This is a genomic window from Comamonas odontotermitis, from assembly GCF_020080045.1.
Taxonomy (GTDB): Bacteria; Pseudomonadota; Gammaproteobacteria; order Burkholderiales; family Burkholderiaceae_C; genus Comamonas; species Comamonas odontotermitis.
Window position 1 is genome coordinate 3,415,928 of sequence record NZ_CP083451.1, and the last position, 21,899, is coordinate 3,437,826.

The 21,899-nt window shown below is 59.8% G+C and carries 20 protein-coding genes and 7 tRNA genes; 8 read left to right on the forward strand and 19 right to left on the reverse strand.

Features of this window, described 5'->3' with window-relative positions:
* Positions 1–7: 7 nt before the first annotated feature.
* Positions 8–778, reverse strand: coding sequence for a dienelactone hydrolase family protein (locus LAD35_RS15785; protein WP_224149951.1), 771 nt, complete (start codon positions 776–778; stop codon positions 8–10).
* Positions 779–1,194: 416 nt separating this feature from the next.
* Between LAD35_RS15785 and LAD35_RS15790 the strand changes: the two genes are divergently transcribed.
* Complete coding sequence (locus LAD35_RS15790) at positions 1,195–2,091, forward strand: alpha/beta hydrolase (protein ID WP_224149952.1); 897 nt, start codon at positions 1,195–1,197, stop codon at positions 2,089–2,091.
* Positions 2,092–2,185: 94 nt separating this feature from the next.
* On the opposite strand, the gene fumC is transcribed toward LAD35_RS15790, so the two are convergent.
* Together fumC and LAD35_RS15800 are read right to left on the reverse strand one after the other, a co-directional pair.
* Positions 2,186–3,577: a class II fumarate hydratase gene (fumC, locus tag LAD35_RS15795; protein WP_224149953.1), complete on the reverse strand. Its 1,392-nt coding sequence runs from the start codon at positions 3,575–3,577 to the stop codon at positions 2,186–2,188.
* A 42-nt stretch (positions 3,578–3,619) separates the two neighbouring features.
* Complete coding sequence (locus tag LAD35_RS15800) at positions 3,620–3,862, reverse strand: DUF6582 domain-containing protein (RefSeq protein WP_224149954.1); 243 nt, start codon at positions 3,860–3,862, stop codon at positions 3,620–3,622.
* 263 nt (positions 3,863–4,125) lie between these two features.
* Here LAD35_RS15800 and LAD35_RS15805 point away from each other — a divergent pair, with 263 nt between their 5' ends.
* The 5 genes from LAD35_RS15805 (at position 4,126) to LAD35_RS15825 (ending at position 9,061) form a co-directional block, all read left to right on the forward strand.
* Positions 4,126–4,668, forward strand: coding sequence for a DUF3617 domain-containing protein (locus LAD35_RS15805; protein WP_224149955.1), 543 nt, complete (start codon positions 4,126–4,128; stop codon positions 4,666–4,668).
* A gap of 227 nt (positions 4,669–4,895) precedes the next feature.
* The gene (locus tag LAD35_RS15810) at positions 4,896–6,449 is read left to right on the forward strand and encodes a fumarate hydratase (protein WP_184708317.1); all 1,554 of its coding nucleotides are present in this window, start codon (positions 4,896–4,898) and stop codon (positions 6,447–6,449) included.
* Positions 6,450–6,650: 201 nt separating this feature from the next.
* Positions 6,651–7,709, forward strand: a complete 1,059-nt coding sequence (locus LAD35_RS15815; protein WP_224149956.1) for a YcjF family protein — start codon at positions 6,651–6,653, stop codon at positions 7,707–7,709.
* A 66-nt stretch (positions 7,710–7,775) separates the two neighbouring features.
* Positions 7,776–8,387 (forward strand): DUF938 domain-containing protein, encoded by a 612-nt coding sequence (locus LAD35_RS15820; RefSeq protein ID WP_224149957.1) that lies wholly within the window; start codon positions 7,776–7,778, stop codon positions 8,385–8,387.
* 5 nt (positions 8,388–8,392) lie between these two features.
* On the forward strand, positions 8,393–9,061 hold the full coding sequence (locus LAD35_RS15825) for an HD domain-containing protein (protein WP_377779325.1): 669 nt from the start codon (positions 8,393–8,395) through the stop codon (positions 9,059–9,061).
* 92 nt (positions 9,062–9,153) lie between these two features.
* On the opposite strand, the gene LAD35_RS15830 is transcribed toward LAD35_RS15825, so the two are convergent.
* Together LAD35_RS15830 and LAD35_RS15835 are read right to left on the reverse strand one after the other, a co-directional pair.
* The gene (locus tag LAD35_RS15830) at positions 9,154–9,432 is read right to left on the reverse strand and encodes a PsiF family protein (RefSeq protein WP_224149958.1); all 279 of its coding nucleotides are present in this window, start codon (positions 9,430–9,432) and stop codon (positions 9,154–9,156) included.
* Between the two features lie 184 nt (positions 9,433–9,616).
* Complete coding sequence (locus LAD35_RS15835) at positions 9,617–10,321, reverse strand: YebC/PmpR family DNA-binding transcriptional regulator (RefSeq protein ID WP_224149959.1); 705 nt, start codon at positions 10,319–10,321, stop codon at positions 9,617–9,619.
* Positions 10,322–10,592: 271 nt separating this feature from the next.
* Between LAD35_RS15835 and LAD35_RS15840 the strand changes: the two genes are divergently transcribed.
* Both LAD35_RS15840 and murI read left to right on the forward strand, forming a co-directional pair.
* The gene (locus LAD35_RS15840) at positions 10,593–10,967 is read left to right on the forward strand and encodes a hypothetical protein (RefSeq protein ID WP_224149960.1); all 375 of its coding nucleotides are present in this window, start codon (positions 10,593–10,595) and stop codon (positions 10,965–10,967) included.
* 56 nt (positions 10,968–11,023) lie between these two features.
* Positions 11,024–11,884, forward strand: coding sequence for a glutamate racemase (murI, locus tag LAD35_RS15845; RefSeq protein WP_224149961.1), 861 nt, complete (start codon positions 11,024–11,026; stop codon positions 11,882–11,884).
* Here the strand turns inward: murI and LAD35_RS15850 are convergent.
* From LAD35_RS15850 to LAD35_RS15915, 14 genes are all read right to left on the reverse strand, one after another.
* Complete coding sequence (locus LAD35_RS15850) at positions 11,867–12,421, reverse strand: YgjP-like metallopeptidase domain-containing protein (protein ID WP_224149962.1); 555 nt, start codon at positions 12,419–12,421, stop codon at positions 11,867–11,869. The genes murI and LAD35_RS15850 overlap by 18 nt on opposite strands.
* Before the next feature lie 103 nt (positions 12,422–12,524).
* Positions 12,525–13,148, reverse strand: coding sequence for a DUF6806 family protein (locus LAD35_RS15855; RefSeq protein ID WP_184707490.1), 624 nt, complete (start codon positions 13,146–13,148; stop codon positions 12,525–12,527).
* A 194-nt stretch (positions 13,149–13,342) separates the two neighbouring features.
* Positions 13,343–13,431: transfer RNA gene (locus LAD35_RS15860), tRNA-Leu, on the reverse strand.
* Between the two features lie 95 nt (positions 13,432–13,526).
* Positions 13,527–13,602: transfer RNA gene (locus tag LAD35_RS15865), tRNA-Gly, on the reverse strand.
* A 38-nt stretch (positions 13,603–13,640) separates the two neighbouring features.
* Positions 13,641–13,716 (reverse strand) — tRNA-Gly (locus LAD35_RS15870).
* 38 nt (positions 13,717–13,754) lie between these two features.
* A tRNA-Gly gene (locus LAD35_RS15875) sits at positions 13,755–13,830 on the reverse strand.
* A 49-nt stretch (positions 13,831–13,879) separates the two neighbouring features.
* Positions 13,880–13,953 (reverse strand) — tRNA-Cys (locus LAD35_RS15880).
* A gap of 40 nt (positions 13,954–13,993) precedes the next feature.
* Positions 13,994–14,069: transfer RNA gene (locus tag LAD35_RS15885), tRNA-Gly, on the reverse strand.
* Between the two features lie 129 nt (positions 14,070–14,198).
* The gene (lon, locus tag LAD35_RS15890) at positions 14,199–16,649 is read right to left on the reverse strand and encodes an endopeptidase La (protein ID WP_224149963.1); all 2,451 of its coding nucleotides are present in this window, start codon (positions 16,647–16,649) and stop codon (positions 14,199–14,201) included.
* A gap of 194 nt (positions 16,650–16,843) precedes the next feature.
* A complete protein-coding gene (gene clpX, locus LAD35_RS15895) occupies positions 16,844–18,115 on the reverse strand; it encodes an ATP-dependent Clp protease ATP-binding subunit ClpX (RefSeq protein ID WP_224149964.1) in 1,272 nt (423 codons plus the stop codon).
* A gap of 109 nt (positions 18,116–18,224) precedes the next feature.
* A complete protein-coding gene (gene clpP / locus LAD35_RS15900) occupies positions 18,225–18,833 on the reverse strand; it encodes an ATP-dependent Clp endopeptidase proteolytic subunit ClpP (protein ID WP_224149965.1) in 609 nt (202 codons plus the stop codon).
* A gap of 165 nt (positions 18,834–18,998) precedes the next feature.
* Positions 18,999–20,312, reverse strand: a complete 1,314-nt coding sequence (gene tig / locus LAD35_RS15905; RefSeq protein ID WP_224149966.1) for a trigger factor — start codon at positions 20,310–20,312, stop codon at positions 18,999–19,001.
* Positions 20,313–20,609: 297 nt separating this feature from the next.
* Positions 20,610–21,548 carry a hypothetical protein gene (locus tag LAD35_RS15910; protein WP_224149967.1) on the reverse strand — a complete coding sequence of 313 codons (939 nt, stop codon included), beginning with the start codon at positions 21,546–21,548 and terminating at the stop codon, positions 20,610–20,612.
* A 202-nt stretch (positions 21,549–21,750) separates the two neighbouring features.
* Positions 21,751–21,837: transfer RNA gene (locus tag LAD35_RS15915), tRNA-Leu, on the reverse strand.
* Positions 21,838–21,899: the final 62 nt, after the last annotated feature.

Sequence of the window (21,899 nt, forward strand, 5' to 3'; positions counted from 1 at the left end):
CGGGTACTCAGCGCAGCGCAAGAACGCCGCGCAAAAAGCCTGCCTGTGCCTGCTGGGCTTGCGGCAAGTTAAACAGCGTATGCGGCGCGCCTGGAATCAGGACAATGCTTGAGACTTTGTTCATGGCCAGGGCTTCTGCGCAATGGCCTTTTGCATCCGGGTTGTCCAACCATGGGTTGGCCTTGGAAAAATACATGTCGGTACTGCTCATGATATTGAGCACCGGCAGCGTCTGCGGCAACTGCGAACGGTGGGCCTGCACATGGTAGTTGTCCTCACAACTCCAGCTGAAGATCATGCGACCCTTCTCCTGCGGCGCGGATGCTGCCTGGTAACGCGCTACCGCCACCGCGCCTTCGCTGGTACCGGCAATCACCAGCCGCTGCGGATCGGCCCAAGGCAGCGCAGTTACGGCGCCAACCGCTGCAGCCAGTTCCTGTGCGCGCATGGCGTGAATCTTTTCATAAATTTCCGGCGCCACGGGTGACTTGTAAGTCATGCGGTCCGCCAGTTGCATGGAGTCAGCGGTCAAGCTCGCAATGCCCAGCGAATCTGCAAGCCACTGCTGCCATGTCTTGATGGCCGGAGCCACACCCGAAGATCCATGCACAAACACCACCAGTGGCGCCTTGCCACGCGTTGGTGGCGCATTCTTCAGCAAGCCCGCGTACACCGCCCCACTGGTTACGGAAGCAGGCAGTACCACCCAGGCGTTTTCAACGGCCGCTTTCAGGCTGGCATCGGTATGCACCCAAGCCGATCCCTGGACGGAGCCCATTGGCGTAGCCTGCTTTGGAGATGGCGTCTCTTGCGCAGTGAGCGATCCACTCGATGCACACGCCGACAATACGGCCACAGCGCAGACGGCCATCGACATTCTGAAATAGCGATACAAATCCACCTCCTTGTGATCAGGCCCGTCACCCCTCTTCCGCTTGTACACCCCGTGGAAAGCAGCCAACGCCAGCCTGGGTAGCTTATCGCCCCAAAATGCCCAGCCCATACTGATATTGATCAAGCTGCAAGCCTGCCATGTCCGTCCGGTAAGCGCAGAGGCATCAAATTCAATAGCAGGCATCGTCACCAGACGGTGGCCCCCGCGTCGCGCGAGCGACTGGCAGCCCGACTGGAGGAACTTGCCGGGGGACTTGCGCGCTCTACAGTGCGTTGGCAATCACACCACCAGGAGACACCATGTACACCCCATCCCCTTCATACCGCCTACACATCAATGGATGGATAGCGGCAGCAGGCATTGCTTTGTGCGCAGCACCAGTGTGGGCTGGCAGCATCGAGGCTGCCGAATTCAACAGCCCGACCTTGCAGCGCAGCTGGACCTACAACGTCTATCTGCCCACAGGCTACGACACCAACAGCAAGCTGCGCTACCCGGTGATGTATCTGTTGCACGGCAATGATGGCGCGCGCAACGACTGGCCCGTCAAGGGCAACCTGCTGCAGACTGCCGACCAGTTGATCCAGAGCGGCCAGATCCCGCCCGCCATCATCGTGATGCCCGATGCCGGCACCACCTGGTATGTTGATCTGAAAGAAAAGATGGAAACCGCTTTCTTCAATGACCTGGTGCCGCATGTCGAAGGCAAGTACCGTACCCTCAAGACCCGTGATGGCCGCGTGATTGGCGGCCTGTCGATGGGCGGATACGGTGCGCTGCGCTACGTGCTCAAGTACCCGGAGAAATTCCAGGCTGCTGCTCTGCTGAGCCCGGCCATCTACAACCCTGAGCCGCCCGCCGACTCCTCTGCCCGGTTTGTGAAGGTGTTTGCCGAGCCCAATACCGACGGCGCGTACAGCCGAACGGTTTGGCAAAGCTACAACTACCCGGTGCTGTGGGAGCAGTTCCTGGCCAAAAAGGTCAGCGTGCCGATGTACATCAACAGCGGCGATGACGATGAGTTCATGATCGAATCCGAAGCCACCCAGCTCTACAGCCTGCTGCGCAAGAACAAGCAGCCGGCCGAGTTGCGCATCGTCAACGGCAAGCATGAATGGCCCGTGTGGGAAAGCACCGTGGGCGATGCGCTGAAGTATGTTTTCCGCACCGTGCGCCGTCCGCAGTCTGACCAATAGGCAGCGCGCTCTGAAAAAAAGCGCTTTCCTTGTCAGAACGCGCAGGAAAAAGGGATCCGGCCTGCGGATCCCTTTTTCACACCAGCAACGGTGCTTACAGGTTGCCGACCATCTGCTCCGGCACCACCCATTGGTCGAACTGCTCGGCCGTCACATGGCCGCTGGCAATCGCCGCATCACGCAGGCTGGAGCCTTCCTTGTGCGCCTTCTTGGCGATGAAAGCTGCCTTGTCGTAGCCGATGTGGGTGTTCAGCGCCGTCACCAGCATCAACGAACGCCCGACCAGCTCTGCAATGCGCTCGCGGTTGGGCTCAATCCCCACAGCGCAATGGTCATTGAAGCTGACCATGCCATCGGCGAGCAACCGCACGCTTTGCAGGAAGTTATGCGCCACCAGCGGACGGAATACATTGAGCTCGAAATTGCCCGATGCGCCCCCAAAGTTGATGGCCACGTCGTTGCCGAACACCTGGGCGCACAGCATGGTCATGGCTTCGCACTGCGTGGGGTTGACCTTGCCCGGCATGATGGAAGAGCCCGGCTCGTTCTCGGGAATGGAGAGCTCACCCAGGCCGCTGCGCGGGCCACTGGCCAGCCACCGCACATCATTGGCAATCTTCATCAGGCTGGCAGCCAAGGTCTTGAGGGCACCATGCGCATGCACCAGACCATCGCAACTGGCCAGCGATTCAAACTTGTTGGGCGAGGTGATGAAGGGGTAGCCGGTGATGGCCGCCAGCTCCTGTGCCACGCCTTCCGCATAGCCCTTGGGTGCATTCAAGCCCGTGCCCACCGCCGTGCCGCCCAGCGCCAGCTCGTACAAATGCGGCAGCGCGGCCTTGATGTGGCGCTCGCCATGCTCCAGCTGTGCCACCCATCCTGAAATTTCCTGCCCCAGTGTCAATGGCGTGGCATCCTGCAGATGGGTGCGGCCGATCTTGACGATGTCGGCAAATTCGATGCTCTTGGCCTTGAGCGTACGGTGCAGTTGCGCAATCGCAGGCAGCAGCTTTTGCTCGACGGCCGTCACCGCCGCCACATGCATGGCCGTGGGGTAGACGTCGTTGCTCGACTGGCTCTTGTTCACATCGTCATTGGGGTGCACCAGGCGTGATTCGCCGCGCTCACCGCCGAGCAGCTCGCTTGCACGGTTGGCCAGTACCTCGTTGACATTCATGTTGGTCTGCGTACCCGAGCCCGTTTGCCACACCACCAGCGGAAACTCATCCGGGTGCTGGCCTGCAATCACTTCGTCGGCTGCAGCCACGATGGCCCGCGCTTTCCTTTCATCCAGCAGGCCCAGCTTGTGGTTGACCGTGGCAGAGGCCCTCTTCACCTGGGCCAGCGCGTGAATGATCTCGCGCGGCTGGTGTTCACCACTGATATTGAAGTTCTGGATCGAGCGCTGTGTCTGCGCGCCCCATAGCTTGTTGCTGGGCACATCGATCAAACCGAACGTATCTTTTTCCTGCCGAACCGCCGCCATGAAATGACTCCTGATGAAAAATGATGATTCCTGACCCTGCGCTCAGCCCTTGCCCAACTCACGCCAGCTCTTTTCGCTGATGGCAACACCGAACTTTCTGGCCGCACTCCGTATGCGCGACCATGCATAGTCACGCTCATCATCGCTGACATCGCCCACCTGGTTGAAACGGGCAACCGCGTTGCGCACATGGGATGCATCTTCCCGCGGCAATTTGCGCTGGTGAGGAAAGGCGAATTCATCATTGGGCAATGCATTGCGGTGCCTGGTATCCAGTTCACTCATGACAACCTCTCTGGTCTTTGAGCCGCGGGGCAGCTACCACAGCCATCGCCACTGGCGACTCACCCCATTGCACCATGTCCTGTGCGAGCCCGCCTGACAGGAAATGCCGTCAATTCAAACAGCACTGATCTCTCATCCCACAAATCCAGGAGACCAGCGTCGGTTACAAATTTCGACCCGCGCATGGCGCCATCCATGAATAATTGGCTGCACCATCTGCCCCATGGGCACCAGCCATATTCAATCCAAAACCAAGGAATTCCATGCGCATCTCTCGTCCATCCATCGCCTCCCGATATACCGCACGCGTCACTGCAGCTTGTCTGATTGCAGCAGCGATACCACTGACCGCGTCCGCACTCGACTACCCTGCCCGCAAGGCCGGCCTGTGGCAGATCACCACCAACGGCACCACCGGGGCCACCAAGAACCCCGAACAGGTCACGCTGCAGTGCGTGGACAAGGCCAGCGACCAGGCGCTCCAGAAGATGGGGGCAGGCATGATGGCCGGCATGAAATGCGAGAAAAATGACAACGCCAAGGAAGGCAACAAGTATGTGGGCCACTCCATCTGCCAGATGGGACCGTCCAAGCTGGAATCCAAAAGCGTGATGTCCGGTGATTTCGAGCAGGAATACACCATGACTGCCGACTCGACCTTCAGCCCGCCAATGGCCGGTATCTCGGGCAGCAAAACCACCATGGTTGCCAAATGGATCGGGCCCTGTAAGGCAGACCAGAAACCAGGGGACGTGATCGTCAATGGACAAAAGATGAACCTGCTGAACATGGGCGCCAAGCCGTAAAGCCTGCGGCAGACGCCGCCGGGACACAGCGCAGGACACCTCCGGGTGTCCTTTTTTGTCACCTGTACGAGCTAGCGACCCGCCACAGACCACATTTCGTGCCATGTATTCCTGACAGTCTTATAGAAGAGTTCTCGGGCTTTGCCTGCACGGGAATCCCAGTAGCGCCGATAATTAGCGGGTTTTCCCGCGCCAGCCAGGCGCCCTATAACCCGAGAAGCTTCACGATGACCACCTCCATCCGTCAGCAGGACCTGATCGACTCGATCGCAGGCGCCCTCCAGTACATCAGCTACTACCACACGCCCGATTTCATCCAGCACCTGGCCCGCGCCTATGAGCGCGAGCAGAGCCCGGCGGCCAAGGATGCGATGGCGCAGATCCTGACCAACTCGAAGATGAGCGCCACCGGCCAGCGCCCCATCTGCCAGGACACAGGTATCGTGAACGTGTTCCTCAAGGTGGGCATGGATGTCAAATGGGAAGGCTTCACCATGGGCCTGGAAGATGCCATCAACGAAGGCGTGCGCCGTGGCTACAACCACCCCGACAACACGCTGCGCGCCTCTGTTGTGGCCGACCCGCAATTCGCCCGCAAGAACACGAAGGACAACACGCCTGCCGTCATCAACGTGCAGATCGTGCCCGGCGACAAGCTCGACGTGACCGTGGCAGCCAAGGGCGGCGGCTCGGAGAACAAGTCCAAGATGATCATGATGAACCCGAGCGACAACCTCGTCGACTGGGTTCTGAAGACCGTACCCACCATGGGCGCTGGCTGGTGCCCACCGGGCATGCTGGGCATCGGCATCGGCGGTACTGCAGAGAAAGCTGTCCTCTTGGCCAAGGAAAGCCTGATGGAAGACCTGAACATGTACGAGCTGCAGCAAAAGGCGGCTCGGGGTGAAAAACTCGATCAGGTCGAAGAACTGCGTCTGGAACTCTTCGAAAAGGTCAATGCCCTGGGCATTGGCGCGCAAGGCCTGGGCGGTCTGACCACGGTGCTGGACGTCAAGATCAACATGTACCCCACGCACGCGGCCTCCAAGCCCGTGGCCATGATCCCCAATTGCGCAGCCACGCGCCACGCCCATTTCGTGATGGACGGCTCGGGCCCCGTGTACCTGGAAGCGCCTTCGCTGGATCTGTGGCCCAAGATCGAATGGGCCCCCGACTACAACAAGTCCAAGCGCGTCGACCTGAACACCCTGACCAAGGAAGAAGTGGCCAGCTGGAAACCCGGCGACACCATCTTGCTCAACGGCAAGATGCTCACCGGCCGCGACGCAGCGCACAAGCGCATCCAGGACATGCTGGCCAAGGGCGAAAAGCTGCCCGTGGACTTCACCAACCGCGTGATCTACTACGTGGGCCCCGTAGACCCCGTGCGCGACGAAGTCGTTGGCCCTGCAGGCCCCACCACCGCCACCCGCATGGACAAGTTCACCGACATGATGCTGTCCAAGACCGGCCTGATCGCGATGATCGGCAAGTCCGAACGCGGCCCGGTCGCCATCGAGGCCATCAAGAACCACAAGAGTGCCTACCTGATGGCCGTGGGCGGCGCCGCCTACCTCGTCTCCAAGGCCATCAAGCACGCCAAGGTTGTGGGCTTTGAAGACCTGGGCATGGAAGCCATCTACGAGTTCGACGTGGTCGACATGCCCGTGACCGTGGCTGTCGATGCCGGCGGCACCAGCGCCCACAACACCGGCCCCGCCGAGTGGAGCAAGCGCATCGCCTCGGGCGAGTTCAAAGGCATTGCCCTGGCTGGCGCCTGATGCACTGAGCTGCCCAGCATTGGAGTAAACAGGACCGCCTTTGGGCGGTTTTGTTCTTTTTGGGGGATGTGCCAGACGCCTGCAGCCAGCCCATGCCCGTCGCAAAGCCAGCGCGCTGAATTGCACCCGGTTACGCAACTGGCGGAACCTGCGGTACAACGCCTTGTCCAATAGGCTCTTTCACGACCAGGATCACCGCCCATGACCGCTGACGAAATCCGCGCCACATTAACGATTTGCCTGCTGGCATCCTTTGCCGATGGCGAGAAACATGACCGTGAACGCGAGCAGATCCGCCAGGTCGCCGAAGGACTGGCCGGTGACCATCAGGTGAACCTGCCCAGCCTGTACCAGGATGTGCTGCTGCGCCGGGTGCAATTGGCCGATGTGCAAGCACAGCTCAGCAGCGCTGATTCGCGCCAGCTGGCATACGAAATGGCCGTGTGCGTGTGCGAGGCTGACGGCCAGACCAGCGCCAAGGAAGAAGCCTTCCTTGCATCGCTGCGGCAAGCCTGGCAGCTCGGTGGCAATACTGCCAGCGCGGCTGTTACAGCGGCTGCAAGTCCTGCGCCAATGACGCCCCCGACTTTTGAGCGCGATGCCCAGACCATTGCCGAGGCGCCGCTCAGGGCAGCCACACCCCAAGGGGCTGTGCCTGTTGCCATCGGCAGTGGCCCGGTTCCGCACCCGGCAGCTGTTGATACCCTGCCCAGCGGAGCCGACCAGCGCCGCCCCAGCCAGCTGACCGCAGCCGACATGGATAGCAAGATTCTCAAGGCGTCGATTCTGAACGGTGCCATCGAGCTGCTGCCAGAAAACCTCTCCACCCTCGCCATCATTCCGCTGCAGATGCGATTGGTCTACCAGATTGGCCAGAGCTACGGCTATGAGCTGGATCGTGGTCACATCAAGGACCTGCTGGCTGCACTGGGTGTCGGCCTGACATCGCAATACCTGGAGCAAGCTGGCCGCAAGCTGCTCGGTGGCCTGCTAGGCAAGGCTGGCAAAGGCCTGTTGGGCGGGCTGGGCCGCCAGGCCGTCAGCAGCGGCATGAGCTTTGCCAGCACCTACGCACTGGGCCATGTAGCCAACCAGTACTATGCAGGAGGCCGCCAGTTATCCACAGAGATGCTGAAAAACGCCTACCAGCATGTGATGCAGGACGGACGCGTGCTGCAGGAGCGCTACCTGCCGCAGATGCAGGAGACCGCGCGCGGGCTGAATACGGCCAAGATCATGCAGATGGTGCGGGGGGCCTAAACACCCACGTGTTCATACCCAGGCTGCCTGCGGCATACTCGGCAGCTCGCTTTTTGCCCCCGCAATATGATCGATCTGCCCTTCTCCCAAGCCTGTGAAAACAACCGAGAGCCGATCCTGGCCGTGCTGCGCGATGCAATGAAGGGACGGCGCCATGTATTGGAGATTGGCTCAGGCACGGGCCAGCACAGCGTGTACTTTGCGCCGCAGTTGCCACAGCTGGTATGGCAAACCAGCGATCTGCCTGAGCACCATGCCGGCATCCGGGCCTGGCATGCCGCGCACCCGGCGCCCAATCTGCGCGCGCCGCTGCCACTGGATCTGAACACGGCGCAGTGGCCCCAGACCGCTGACGGTGCTTTTGACGCCGTTTTCACGGCCAATACCCTGCACATCATTGCGTGGCCCCTGGTAGAAAACCTGGTGGCACTCGTGGGCGCTCACCTGCCGGTGGATGGAATCTTTGCCGTCTATGGCCCTTTCAACGATGGAGGCCAATTCACCAGCGACAGCAACCGTGCCTTCGACGCCTGGCTGCGCCAGCGCGATGCGCAAAGCGGCATCCGCCACTTTGAGGATGTGCTGGCGCTCGCCCAACACCATGGCCTGCAGCTGCTGCAAGACCACGCCATGCCAGCCAATAACCGCGCGCTGGTGTTCCAGCGCCAGGGCAAATGATGGCGATGACAGATGATCTGCAGCACTGGCAGGTACGTTGTCAGCAACTGGCCGCGCAGGAGATGGATCAGGATGCGGCCCACGACACCTCGCACCTGCAGCGCGTATGGGGAAATGCGCAGCAACTGCTGCAACAATACCCTCAGGCTGATGCATTGGTCGTGCTGGCTGCCTGCTATTTGCATGATGTGGTGAACCTGCCCAAAAGCCACCCCGATCGCGCGCAGGCATCACGCATGGCTGCCGAACGTGCCACCGAACTGCTGCTCGCCCAAGGCTTTCCCGCAGAGAAGCTGGAGTCCGTGGCCCATGCCATTGCAGCCCACAGCTTTTCTGCCCGGATCACGCCCGCCACCCTGGAAGCACAGATCGTGCAGGATGCCGACCGGCTTGATGCCCTGGGCCCTGTGGGCCTGGCGCGCATGTTCCATATCGGCGGCCAGTTGGGCCGCACGCTGGCGCATGCAACAGATCCGCTTGGCACAGAGCGCACCTTGGACGACCAACAGTTCACGCTGGACCATATCGCCGCCAAGCTACTGCAGTTACCTCCCACCATGCAGACCGCAGCGGGCAGGCAGAAGGCAGAGCGACGCGCGCAGTGGGTTGCAGATTTTCGCCAGGCCTTCGTGCAGCAGTGGAATGCAACCCCTACCGCCCAGGCGCAGGGCTGACCGGAGCACCGCAGCGCCCGCCCGTCGTCCATCGACTGAAAAGCAAAAGGCCTGCATTCCCATGCAGGCCTTTCATCATCAGGCAGCGCCGCTTACTTCTTGAGGCACTCGCTCATGAAAGCCTTGCGCTCGTCACCCTTCTTGCCGGTAGCGTCCACGTTGCAGGCCTTCATGCGTTCCTGCTGGCGCTTGCGGCCATCAGACAGGCAACTGGACATGAACTGCTTGCGGTCGTCACCCTTGAGTTCCTTGGTCTTGGCTTCGGTGTTGCAGGTGCCCATCAGCTGTTGTTGCGCGGTGGGTGCCTTGTCGGCAGCCAAGGCAAACTGGGATGCCAGCGCGATACCGGCGAGAACGATGAGTTTTTTCATGGAATAGGCTCTTTTAAAAACTACGCCGAAGACCAGCGCAGGCGCATTTCGGCACAAGTTGCACGCGCTGTCAATGGGCCATACGCGCTCTGCCTACCAAGAACTACATTTTGCGAAAATTTTTTCGCCGCAGACATAAAAAAAGCAGCCACACGGGCTGCTTCAAGGTGATGTTGCACATGGCTCAGTCAACCAGGCCCACGTAGACGTGCTGCACGTCGTCATCGTTTTCAAGACCGGCCAGAAAGGCTTGCACTTCTTCCTGTGCCTCGGGGGGCAAGCCACCCATGCTCACGGGGTTTTTGGCCTTGTAGCCCAGCTTGGCAGACAGCACCTTGATGCCTTGCTCAGGCAGCGCCTTGCTCACGGTGTCCAGGTCGGTGGGCTCGGTGATGAACAGGGTCACACCCTCTTCCTCGCCCGGCTCGAAATCCTGCGCACCCGCTTCGATGGCTGCCAGCTCCACATCTGCGCCGTTTTCAGCTTCGCCTTCAATCATGCCGACATGGTCAAAATCCCAGGCCACAGCCGTCAGCTGCCCCTTGCGGAAGCACACACGCATATTGGGGGCGGTGCGGTTGGGGTTGTCGGTCAGGCATTCCACCATCACCGGCACGCGGTGCGGAGCATAGCCTTCGAACAGCACGGTCGAGTAATTGACCGCATCCGCCCCTGCGCCAGAGCCCTTCTTGATGGCACGCTCTAGCGTATCCTTGGGCATGGATGCCTTGCGGGCAGCTTCCACTGCCATGCGCAGGCGCGAGTTGCTGGCCGGGTCTCCTCCGCCCAAGCGTGCGGCCACGGTGATTTCCTTGACCAGTTTGCCGAAGAGTTTGCCTTTGGCATCGGCGACCAGCGCCTTGCCCTTTGCTTTCCATTGCGCGCCCATGGCTGCGATTTCCTTGTTGTTGGTTTGGCAGCGCGAGAGCTGCGGATGGTGCGCCTTCGTGCCGAAGCCGCTCCCATTTGACGAAGGCAAATTTATACACCCGCGCCCATTGTCCTGCTTGCACAACGGCCAGAGGCTGAGTCAGGATTATGGGTCAAAGCAACAGATATTCTGCATCGAATCATTCCCATATTTTTATATTGCAGCGCTTTAAATCAAAGCGCCTATAGCTATCATTTTTGATATTCGTATCCCAAGGCACAATGCAGATATGGCAGTTTTGCAAAATCTGTGGGGCTGGGTCATACGACAGCGTGTCCCCTTGCTGTGCACAGCGGCAGGGCTGGTGCTGTCTTTTGTCTTTCTGGGCCTGCCTGGTTTTGCCAGCTATTGGCCGGCCGAGCAGTTGTTTCTCCTTGCTGGCGACGCAGCGCTGCTCGATCGCATCCAGGGCGACAAGCTGTGGCCGGTGCTCATCTCGGCCAGCTTTCTTCAGGCACTGCTGATCACCCCCGCCCACTGCCTGTTGCGCCGCTGGCAGCCCACCTTGCCTCGCGCCTTGCATGTGGTAGCCACGGTGCTGCTGGTGCTCACAGTCAGCATTGTCGCCACATCGTTGATGCTGTTGGCCCAGGTGGATGCATAGGTACCCGGGCCTGCCTACAATCTGCGGCACCTTGTTGACGGACAGCATACACAGCCATGCCTACTCCCACCTCTCCCATTGGCGTCTTTGACAGCGGCATCGGCGGCCTGAGTGTGCTGCAGGCACTGCGCGAAGTACTGCCTGGCGAGCGCTTTGTGTATCTGGCCGATAGCGGCAATGCGCCCTATGGCGAACGAGGAGACGCCTTTGTGCAGGCGCGCAGCGCCCGTATCACCGACTGGATGCGCAACCAGCACGATGTGAAGGCCTTGGTCATCGCCTGCAACACCGCCACGGCAGCGGCCATTGACAGCCTGCGCGATGGCAATCCCGGCCTGCCCATCATTGGCGTGGAGCCTGCGCTCAAGCCTGCCGCCCTGTACAGCAAAACCCACAAGGTGGGGGTGATTGCCACGCAAGGCACAGTGAGCAGCCATCGCTTTGCCGCGCTGCAGGCTGCCCATTCGGCGCATACACAATTTGTAGTACAGGCCTGTGCGGGCCTTGCGCGGGCCATTGAGGACAGCACTCTCCCCAGTATTTCAGCGTCTCAGAATGCTACACAAATAAGAGCACTTTGCGCACAATACACAAGCGCCATGGGCACGTTTGGCACTGCGCCTGGCGAGATCGACACCTTGGTGCTGGGCTGCACGCATTACGTATTCGCAGCCGATACCCTACGCAGTCTGGTGGGCCCCGGAGTCACCCTGGTCGACACCGGCACCCCGGTGGCCCGGCGCACGTACAGCCTGCTGCATGCCACCGGCATGCTGCGCAAGCAGGACGTGGAGATGGGGACGGCGGCAGAGGCTTGCCAGCTCTTCACCACAGGCGATGTTTCCGCTCTGCGCCATGCAGCAGAGCAATGGCTGGGTCTGCCGACGACATGCGCCAGTTCAGCGGCCATCGCCTGAATCGTCGCTGTCTCGGGCATCTTTCCACAACCGCTTGCCGCCAGCATCCAGCCATGTCAGATACAGCCGCGTCTCCAGCTCCAGCTGGTGGTAGGCGGGCTCCATGTATTCGCACAACTGGTAGAACGCCTTGTTGTGGTCTGTTTCGCGCAGATGGGCCAGCTCGTGCACGGCGATCATCCGCAGGAATGGCTCAGGCGCGTGCTTGAACAGGCTACCAATGCGAATCTCATGCCGCGACTGGGTTTTGCCACCATGGTTCTTGCCACTGCGCATATGAATGCCCAGCGCCTGGTACACCAGTTGCAGCTTGCTGTCATAGACCACCTTGGCCAGCGGCGCAGCATTGCGCATGTACTCGGTCTTCAATCCGGTCACATAGCCATGCAAGGCCTTGTCCGAGCGCATCTGGTGCGCCTCTGGGTGGCGCTGCAGCAACCAATCGCCCAGCTTGCCCGATTGCACCAGACCCATCGCCTGCTGCTGCAGACTGGGCGGGTAGGCTTGCAGATAGGGCAATGGAACAGAGGAAGTCATGGCTGGAAAGCAGCCAAGGCAGCACGTGGCTGCCTTGGTCAGAAAAACAAAACTACAAAATTGATAGCTGTCAGCGCCCATCCATCAAGCGCTAACACCCCATTCAATGCAAATGACGGGGGCGGCGGCCACCGCCGTGCCCGCCCGAGCCACCGGCACCACGCGGCGGCTTGCCGATCTCCAGCGAATCAACCAGGGCATCAAACCGCTGGCTGAACAGCTTGTCGATCTCACCTACAACGCCTTGCAGCTCGCTCGCATCAAAGTGGCGCTCCATCATGTTGACCACATCCTGCACCAGCATGTCGCGCTGCACCTGCATGATGGCTGCGGGCGTCGGGCCGACGAACAGCATCATGAAGTCATCGCGCGACTCTGCGCTGCGGTCCTGGTCTTCGTCGTCGAACTCGGCGTCGTAGAACGTAACCTCGATGGCCGCGCCCTGCTCGGCCAGCTCGTTCAGGTTCATGCACATGTCATCAAGCGCCTGGCGGAAATCGTCGTCACCGCGTACCGTCCAGCACATCTGCAGGATATGGTCCTTGGGCTCGAACAGGATGCCGGGCTCTTCCTCGTAGGCGCTTTCAGCGCCATCGACCAGCGACTTCGCGCCCGCATACTGCCACAGGGGCTTCAAGGCCTCCTGCAGCTGGTCGAAGCCGACATCGGCCCGCAGCAACACCTGGCCGTGGACATGGATCTCAAAGGGTGGGTTGTAACTGGGCATGTTCTGTACCTTCCTCAATCGAAGCCGCCGCTTGCGCCAGCTGCTCCACACTAGATGACACGGCACGCCGCATCGCCGTTGCGCAGGCCGCCCACCCGAGCGGCGCCGCATCCACACTATCAGGCATTGTGCCCGGTTTGTCGATGACACCCGAAGAAAAAGCCAACAGGGCAGGCCTGTTGGCTTCGCTTGACTGGTGCCTCGGGCCGGGATCGAACCGGCACGCCACTTTCGCGGCACGGGATTTTAAGTCCCGGGTGTCTACCAATTTCACCACCGAGGCAGCACATCCGCTTATTCTAGCGGGGCAAGCCCTGCAGTTTGGCGATTTGTGAGCCGACAACAAAAAAGGAAGCCGAGGCTTCCTTCTTGTCGTATTGGAGCGGGAAAACGGTCTCGAACCGTCGACCTCAACCTTGGCAAGGTTGCGCTCTACCAACTGAGCTATTCCCGCATTGCCAGCATGATCTGCATCACACCAGCCTTGAAAACTGGAGCGGGAAAACGGTCTCGAACCGTCGACCTCAACCTTGGCAAGGTTGCGCTCTACCAACTGAGCTATTCCCGCATTGCCAGCATGATCTGCATCACACCAGCTTTGAAAACTGGAGCGGGAAAACGGTCTCGAACCGTCGACCTCAACCTTGGCAAGGTTGCGCTCTACCAACTGAGCTATTCCCGCAAAAATGTTCGTTTTTCCACGAACCCAAAACATACTGACAAGCATCTTTTGGAGGCGCGAACCAGAGTCGAACTGGTCTAACCGGATTTGCAATCCGGGGCATAACCGCTTTGCTATCGCGCCTTGGATTGTTTGCAGCACCGGTACACCAGCACTACGAATCTGGAGCGGGAAAACGGTCTCGAACCGTCGACCTCAACCTTGGCAAGGTTGCGCTCTACCAACTGAGCTATTCCCGCATGTATCCGTTTTATCGGAAGACAGCGATTATATACCGTCTCCGCGATGGAATGCATTGTATCGCACTTTTTTTGGCGTTTGAGCGAAACGGCCCCGTTTTATTCGCGCGAAGCCGTTTCGCTTTCCCGTCAGTGCTTGACCGCCCGACTGCGGCGTGCAGGCTCTGCCTTGGCCGCCGTGGCAGCCACAGCAGCGGCAGGCACAACCGGGGTATCCGCCGAAGCGTCATCAGTCAAAGGCATGGGCTTGGCTTCCAGAGCAATGTCCAGCACCTTGTCGATCCAGCGCACGGGCACGATTTCCATGGCGCTCTTGACGTTGTCTGGAATCTCGGCCAGGTCCTTGACGTTCTCTTCAGGGATCAGCACCGTCTTGATGCCGCCTCGCAGTGCCGCCAGCAGCTTTTCCTTCAAACCGCCAATCGCCGTCACCTCGCCACGCAGCGTGATTTCGCCCGTCATGGCCACATCGGCGCGCACGGGAATGCCGCTGAGGGCCGATACCAGCGCCGTCGTCATCGCCGCACCTGCGCTCGGGCCATCCTTGGGAGTGGCGCCATCGGGCACGTGGATGTGGATATCGCGCTTTTCAAACACGTCATCACGGATACCCAGCGAACGGGCACGGCTGCGCACCACGGTGCGGGCAGCCTCCACCGATTCCTTCATCACATCGCCCAGCGAGCCGGTGCGGTTGATGACGCCCTTGCCGGGCATGGCCGCCGCTTCAATGGTCAGCAGATCGCCGCCCACTTCCGTCCATGCCAGACCGACTACCTGGCCGACCTGGTTCTTCTGCTCGGCGTGGCCATAGGTGAACTTGCGCACACCCAGATAGTCGGGCAGGTTGTCAGCGGTCACCAACACCGGCGCCTGCACCTTGCCCAGCTGGATGTTCTTGACCACCTTGCGGCAGATCTTGGAGAGTTCGCGCTCCAGCGAACGCACACCAGCTTCGCGGGTGTAGTAACGCACGATGTCGCGCACGGCGTCTTCACGCAGCTCCAGCTCGCCATCCTTGACGCCGTTGTTCTCGATCTGCTTGGGCAACAGGTAGCGCATGGCGATATTGGTCTTCTCGTCTTCGGTATAGCCCGAGAGACGGATCACCTCCATGCGGTCCAGCAACGCCGGTGGAATGTTCATGGAGTTGGAAGTCGCCACGAACATCACATCGCTCAGATCGAAGTCAACCTCGACATAGTGGTCGCCGAACTTGCTGTTCTGCTCCGGATCCAGCACCTCAAGCAAGGCACTCGATGGATCGCCACGGAAATCCATGCCCAGCTTGTCGATCTCGTCCAGCAGGAACAGCGGGTTGCGGGTGCCCACCTTGGTCAGGCTCTGCAACACCTTGCCCGGCATGGCGCCGATGTAGGTGCGGCGGTGGCCGCGGATTTCCGCCTCGTCACGCATGCCACCCAGCGCCATGCGCACGTACTTGCGGCCCGTGGCCTTGGCAATCGACTGGCCCAGTGAGGTCTTGCCCACGCCAGGGGGCCCCACCAGGCACAGGATGGGCGCCTTGACCTTGTCTACGCGCTGCTGCACAGCAAGATACTCAAGAATGCGGTCCTTGACCTTTTCCAGGCCATAGTGGTCAGCATTGAGCACCTCTTCGGCGGCCACCAAATCCTTTTTGACCTTGGTCTTCTTGCTCCAGGGCAGATTCGTCAAGGTTTCGAGGAAGTTGCGCACCACCGAAGCCTCTGCCGACATCGGCGACATCAGCTTGAGCTTCTTCAACTCGGCCTCTGCCTTCTTGCGCGCTTCCTGCGGCATCTTGGCCAGCTGGATCTTCTTTTCCAGCTCTTCAAGGTCAGCACCGTCCTCGCCTTCGCCCAGTTCCTTCTGGATGGCCTTGACCTGCTCGTTCAGATAGAAGTCGCGCTGGCTCTTTTCCATCTGCTTTTTGACGCGTCCGCGGATCTTCTTGTCGACATTGAGGATATCGACTTCGCGTTCGAGCTGGTCGTACAGGTTCTCCAGCCGGTCCTGCACGTTCTGCAACTCCAGCACAGCCTGCTTGTTTTCCAGCTTGAGCGGCAGATGCGCCGCAATGGTATCGGCCAGACGTCCTGCGTCCTCCAGACCGGCAATCGAGGTCAGGATCTCGGAGGGGATCTTCTTGTTGAGCTTGACGTACTGGTCAAACTGCTGCATCACGGCACGGCGCAATGCTTCGATCTCGCTGGCCTTCTCGGCCGCATCGCCCGGCTCCACAGGAGCTACCTTGGCGGTGAAATATTCTTCGCCTTCTGCGATTTCAACCACCTGGGCACGCTGCACGCCTTCGACCAGCACCTTGACCGTGCCGTCGGGCAGCTTGAGCATCTGGAGGATGGTGGAGACGCAGCCTACATCGAACATGTCGGCTACCGAGGGATCGTCCTTGGCGGCCGTCTTCTGCGCCACCAGCATGATCTTGCGGTCGGCCTCCATGGCCGTCTCCAGCGCCTTGATGCTCTTGGGGCGGCCCACAAACAGCGGGATCACCATGTGCGGGAATACCACAACGTCCCGAAGCGGGAGCATGGGCAATTCCGAAGGGAGAGTGGTGAGGGATTGGGTATCGGACATGAAAATCCTTTTAAAACTTTTACGAAGATGCTTCGCAAAAGCAATTTTTCAACCCTGCGGCTTGCGAAAAACCACGGGTAGGGACAGAGATCGCCTCTCACAGGCACCCACAGCCTGCCAAAGGGCAGAGCCTGCAAAAGCAGGCTCATCAAAAACAATAGCTACTGGCGGTTACCAGATATAGGCTGAGGCACTCAAGCCTTCTTGGCGGCTTCCCGGTAGACCAACAGTGGCGGCTTTCCTTCGTTGATGGTTGCCTCCTCAACAACGACCTTGGCGACATTGTCGGTCGTCGGCAGGTCGAACATGGTGGTCATCAGCGATTGCTCCAGAATGGAACGCAGGCCACGGGCACCCGTCTTGCGCGCCAGCGCCTTCTTGGCAATGGCGGTCAGGGCGTCGGGACGCACTTCCAGTTCCACCCCTTCCATGCCCAGGAGCTTGTTGTACTGCTTGACCAAGGCGTTCTTGGGCTGGGTCAGGATCTGCACCAGGGCATCTTCCGACAGCTCGGCGAGTGCCGTCACCACGGGCAGGCGCCCCACCAACTCGGGAATGATGCCGAACTTGATCAGGTCTTCAGGCTCGATATCTCGGAAAGTTTCCGAGATGGAGCGCTGCTGCTTGCTCTTGACCGTGGCACTGAAACCGATACCGGATGCTTCGGAGCGGTTCTCGATCACCTTTTCCAGACCTGCGAACGCACCGCCGCAGATGAACAGGATGTTGGTGGTGTCCACCTGCAGAAAATCCTGGTTCGGGTGCTTGCGGCCGCCTTGCGGAGGAATCGAAGCCATCGTGCCCTCAATCAGTTTAAGCAGCGCCTGCTGCACACCCTCGCCAGACACGTCACGGGTGATCGATGGGTTGTCGGCCTTGCGGGTGATCTTGTCGATTTCATCGATATAGACGATGCCACGCTGGGCACGCTCCACATCGTAGTTGCAGCTTTGCAGCAGCTTCTGAACGATGTTTTCCACGTCCTCGCCCACATAACCGGCTTCGGTCAAGGTGGTGGCATCGGCCATCACAAACGGCACGTTCAGCTGACGCGCCAGCGTCTGGGCCAGCAAGGTCTTGCCGGAGCCCGTCGGGCCGATCAGGAGGATGTTGCTCTTGGCCAGCTCCACCTCGTCCTTGCCAGCCTTGTCCTTGTGCAGCAAACGCTTGTAGTGGTTGTATACCGCCACGGCCAAGGTGCGCTTGGCAGGGTCCTGGCCAATCACATAGTTGTCCAGATTGGCCTTGATATCGGCTGGCGTTGGCAGGTCATTGCCCTTGAGCTTTTCCCCTTCCTTGCCTTCTGCCGCCACTTCGTCGCGCACGATGTCGTTGCACAGGTTGATGCACTCATCGCAAATGAACACGGATGGGCCTGCAATGAGTTTCTTGACCTCATGCTGGCTTTTGCCGCAGAACGAGCAGTACAGGGTTTTTTCGCTGGATGAGCCTTTTTTCTCGGCCATGGGGGCAATGCCTTCAATCGAATCTATATGGAAACAATGATAACCAACTACAAAGCGGCCTCAACCGGGTAGGGTTGAGGCCGCCTTTACCGGTTTGGTTTGATCCTGCTTATGGGCGCTTTTCTACCACAGTATCAATCAGACCGTATTCATGCGCCTCGTTCGCCGTCATGAAGTAGTCGCGCTCGGTGTCGTTCTTGACCTTCTCGTAGCTCTGGCCCGTGCGTTCGGCCAGGATGCGGTTCATCTGTTCCTTGGTACGGATGATGTCGCGGGCATGGATTTCGATATCCGTTGCCTGGCCGCGCGCGCCGCCCAGCACCTGGTGGATCATGATCTTGGAATTGGGCAGCGAATAGCGCTTGCCCTTCTCGCCCGCAGCCAGCAGGAACGCACCCATGCTGGCTGCAAAGCCCAGGCACATGGTGGAGACCTGCGGCTTGATGAACTGCATGGTGTCATAGATGGCCATACCAGCCGTCACGCTGCCGCCTGGCGAGTTGATGTAGAGGGAAATGTCCTTGTCTGGATTTTCGCTCTCCAGAAACAGTAACTGGGCAACCACCAGGTTGGCCGTCTGGTCGTTCACTTCGCCGACCAGGAAAATCACGCGGTCCTTGAGCAGGCGCGAGTAAATATCAAACGAGCGCTCTCCACGGCCCGATTGCTCGATCACCATCGGGATCAAACCCAAGTTCTGAATATCTTGTGCGCTCATTGCATCTCCATTGAGGATAGGTGGAAGCTAGCTTCGAATTCTGTGTGAATCGACTAACTGTACCCCAACAAAATGGGGCCTGCGCCCAAAAGCACAAGCCCCTGCGTGGGTTGGCCGTCAAACGGGGGGTTGCCGACGCGGCAATCCCCTGTCTGCCACAGCCGATCAGGCCTGCTGGCCCATCAGTTCGTCGAACGACACCGTCTTGTCGGTGACCTTGGCCTTGCCCAGCACGAAATCCGTCACATTGTTTTCAATCACGACGGCTTCGACTTCGGCCAGACGCTGGCGGTCGCCAAAGTACCAACGCACCACATCTTCAGGCTTTTCGTAGCTCGAAGCCAGATCGTCCACATGGGCCTTGATCTGCTCGGGCGTTGCTTCCAGCTTGTTGGACTTGACCAGCTCGGCCACCACCAGGCCCAGGCGCACGCGACGCTCGGCTTGTGGCAGGAACACGTCAGCAGGGATTTCTGCCTTGTCGGCATCCTTGATGCCGCGCTGCTTCAGCTCGGCACGGGCGCCTTCGAGCAGACGACCGACTTCAGCGTCGATGCTGGCCTTGGGCAGGTCCAGTTCGGCCTTGGACACCAAGGCTTCCATCACGGCTTGCTTGTTGCGCGACTGAACGCGGAACTTCACTTCACGCTCCAGGTTCTTCTTGATGTCGGCACGCAGTCCTTCAACGGAGCCGTCGGCAATGCCCAGGGTCTTGGCAAAGGCCTCGGTCACTTCGGGCAGGTTGGCGGCTTCCACCTTCTTGACGGTCACCAGGAAGTCGGCGGTCTTGCCAGCCACATCCTTACCGTGGTAGTCCTCAGGGAATGCCAGAGGGAAAGTCTTGGACTCACCCGTCTTCATGCCGCGCACTGCGTCTTCGAATTCCTTGAGCATCTGGCCTTCGCCGATCAGGAACTGGAAGCCTTCGGCCTTGCCGCCGGCAAAGGGTTCGCCGTCGATCTTGCCTTCGAAGTCCACGGTCACGCGGTCGCCGTCCACAGCGGCTGCATCAGCAGGACGCTGGGCAAACGTGCGGCGCTGCTTGCGCAGGATGTCGATGGTCTTGTCGATGGCGGCGTCGTCCACATCGGCGGTCAGCTTTTCCACTTCTGCAGTGGCCAGATCGCCGATCTTGACTTCAGGGAACACTTCGAACACGGCGTCGAATGCCAGTTCACCCTCTGGAGCACCTTCCTTTTCGGTGATCTTGGGCTGGCCTGCCACACGCAGTTCTGCTTCATTGGCAGCCTTGGCAAACGCCTCACCCACCTTTTCGTTCAGCACTTCGTACTGGACAGAATAGCCATAGCGCTGTGCCACCACATTCATTGGCACCTTGCCTGGACGGAAGCCGTCCATCTTCACGGTGCGAGCCAGGCGCTTCAAGCGGCTGTCCACTTCGGTCTGCACCGAAGCCAGGGGCAAGCTCAGCGAGATCTTGCGCTCGAGCTTCTCAAGGGTTTCAACATTCACTGCCATGGTAATTCCTAGTTGGGCACGAACCCTGCTGGCAACAACACCGATGCAGTGCACCGGCACTGTCTCGTACCTGGGTTCCATCGAAGCGGCGCCCGAGCGGCAAATTTGCCCATCAACACGCCAAAAATCAATGGCTTATAGCGCATGCATCACAAATACCTTGGGTATGGCAATGCCTGGCGCAGTAAGCCGAAACCAAGCATTATATATAATTGCCGTCCGGTGGCCGCAATTTAAAGGAATGAGCCAGCCACGCCCAATAACACGCCGCCACACCCCTGCCAGCGGGCAGGCATGTCAGCGCATGGGGCCGGTCTGCTCCAGCACCAGCCAGGCGGCGCGAATGAACTCGTAATCCGGTGCACTGGCCTGCAATGCAAGCAGGCGCTCGTAACATTTCTTCCAGGTGGCTTGGCTGATCTGAGAGCCATAGGCCTGGGATTTGAAGTCGGGTGACAGAATCCAGGCCACCAGCAGGCGCGGGTCCGTCTGGGGATCCAGCACGATGGACAGCATTGCATCGGCACGCGCCGTACCGTTCTCGGCCTGCATCAGGTTGGCCATCGCCGACAACCACAATTGCAGGTTGCGCACCACCAGGCTCCCAAGCCCCGGCTGCAAGCGCAGCACGACCCCCTGCCATTTGCCCAGAAAACCGCGAACAGCCTGAAGCTCCTCTGCATCCATCTTCTGCAGGGTGGAGGGTTTGCCCCACACTTCCACAAGCTTGATTCGGCTGGGCATCATGTCGCCTTGCAGCAGCAGCTTCATGATCTCCATCCGCCAGGGCTTGCTGGCACGCGGGTACAGTGCCGCCAGGCTGCGGTAGAACAGGGGTTCGGCCAGTTGCTTTTTGCCCCAGGCGGCGACCAGGAACGGCACGTTCTCATCAGCAGCTCCCGTGCCCATCAAAACCCGAATGGCATCGGGCTTCAATACGTCCTCTCCGCTTTCGATGGTTTTCTGCATTTCGGCACGCAAGGCCAGCAGTGTGGCTGTATCGCGCAGCTCGTCTTGCAGGTCCCGCATTTGCTGCAGCAGCATCAGCTTCTCTGTTACGGTGCGGGCCTGCTGGAAGCGCTCTATGAGTTCACGCATGTTGCGTGCTGCAGCCTCCTGGCTCTCCGCCGTGGAGCTGACCGGCTCAGGTGACAGCAAGGCATCCAGCGTTTGCGCATGGATTTGCGGCGCCCCTAGCAGTAACACGCAGAACGCCGCTTGCTGGATTTTTGTCATTACAGATATCTGTGCTGCATGAATGGCTGAACCAGCGACAAATCATGCCAGCAAGCCGCCGATTGTCAATCCAGAGACAGGCCGAAATCCTCATTTTTTGTTGGCACAAGCCTGCACCTGCAAATAAAAAGCCGGCCCCAGGAGAAGCCGGCTTTCAAACAAGGCATGCACACCTTCTGGTAGAAGGATTGCCATCTAATTGTGGTGCGCGGGGGGGGACTCGAACCCCCACAGTGTTGCCACCGTCAGGACCTAAACCTGGTGCGTCTACCAATTTCGCCACCCGCGCGGTCCGGGTCATGGCAGGCGCCATATCCCGTTCAGGTCAATCCGCAATTCTACATGCAAGAC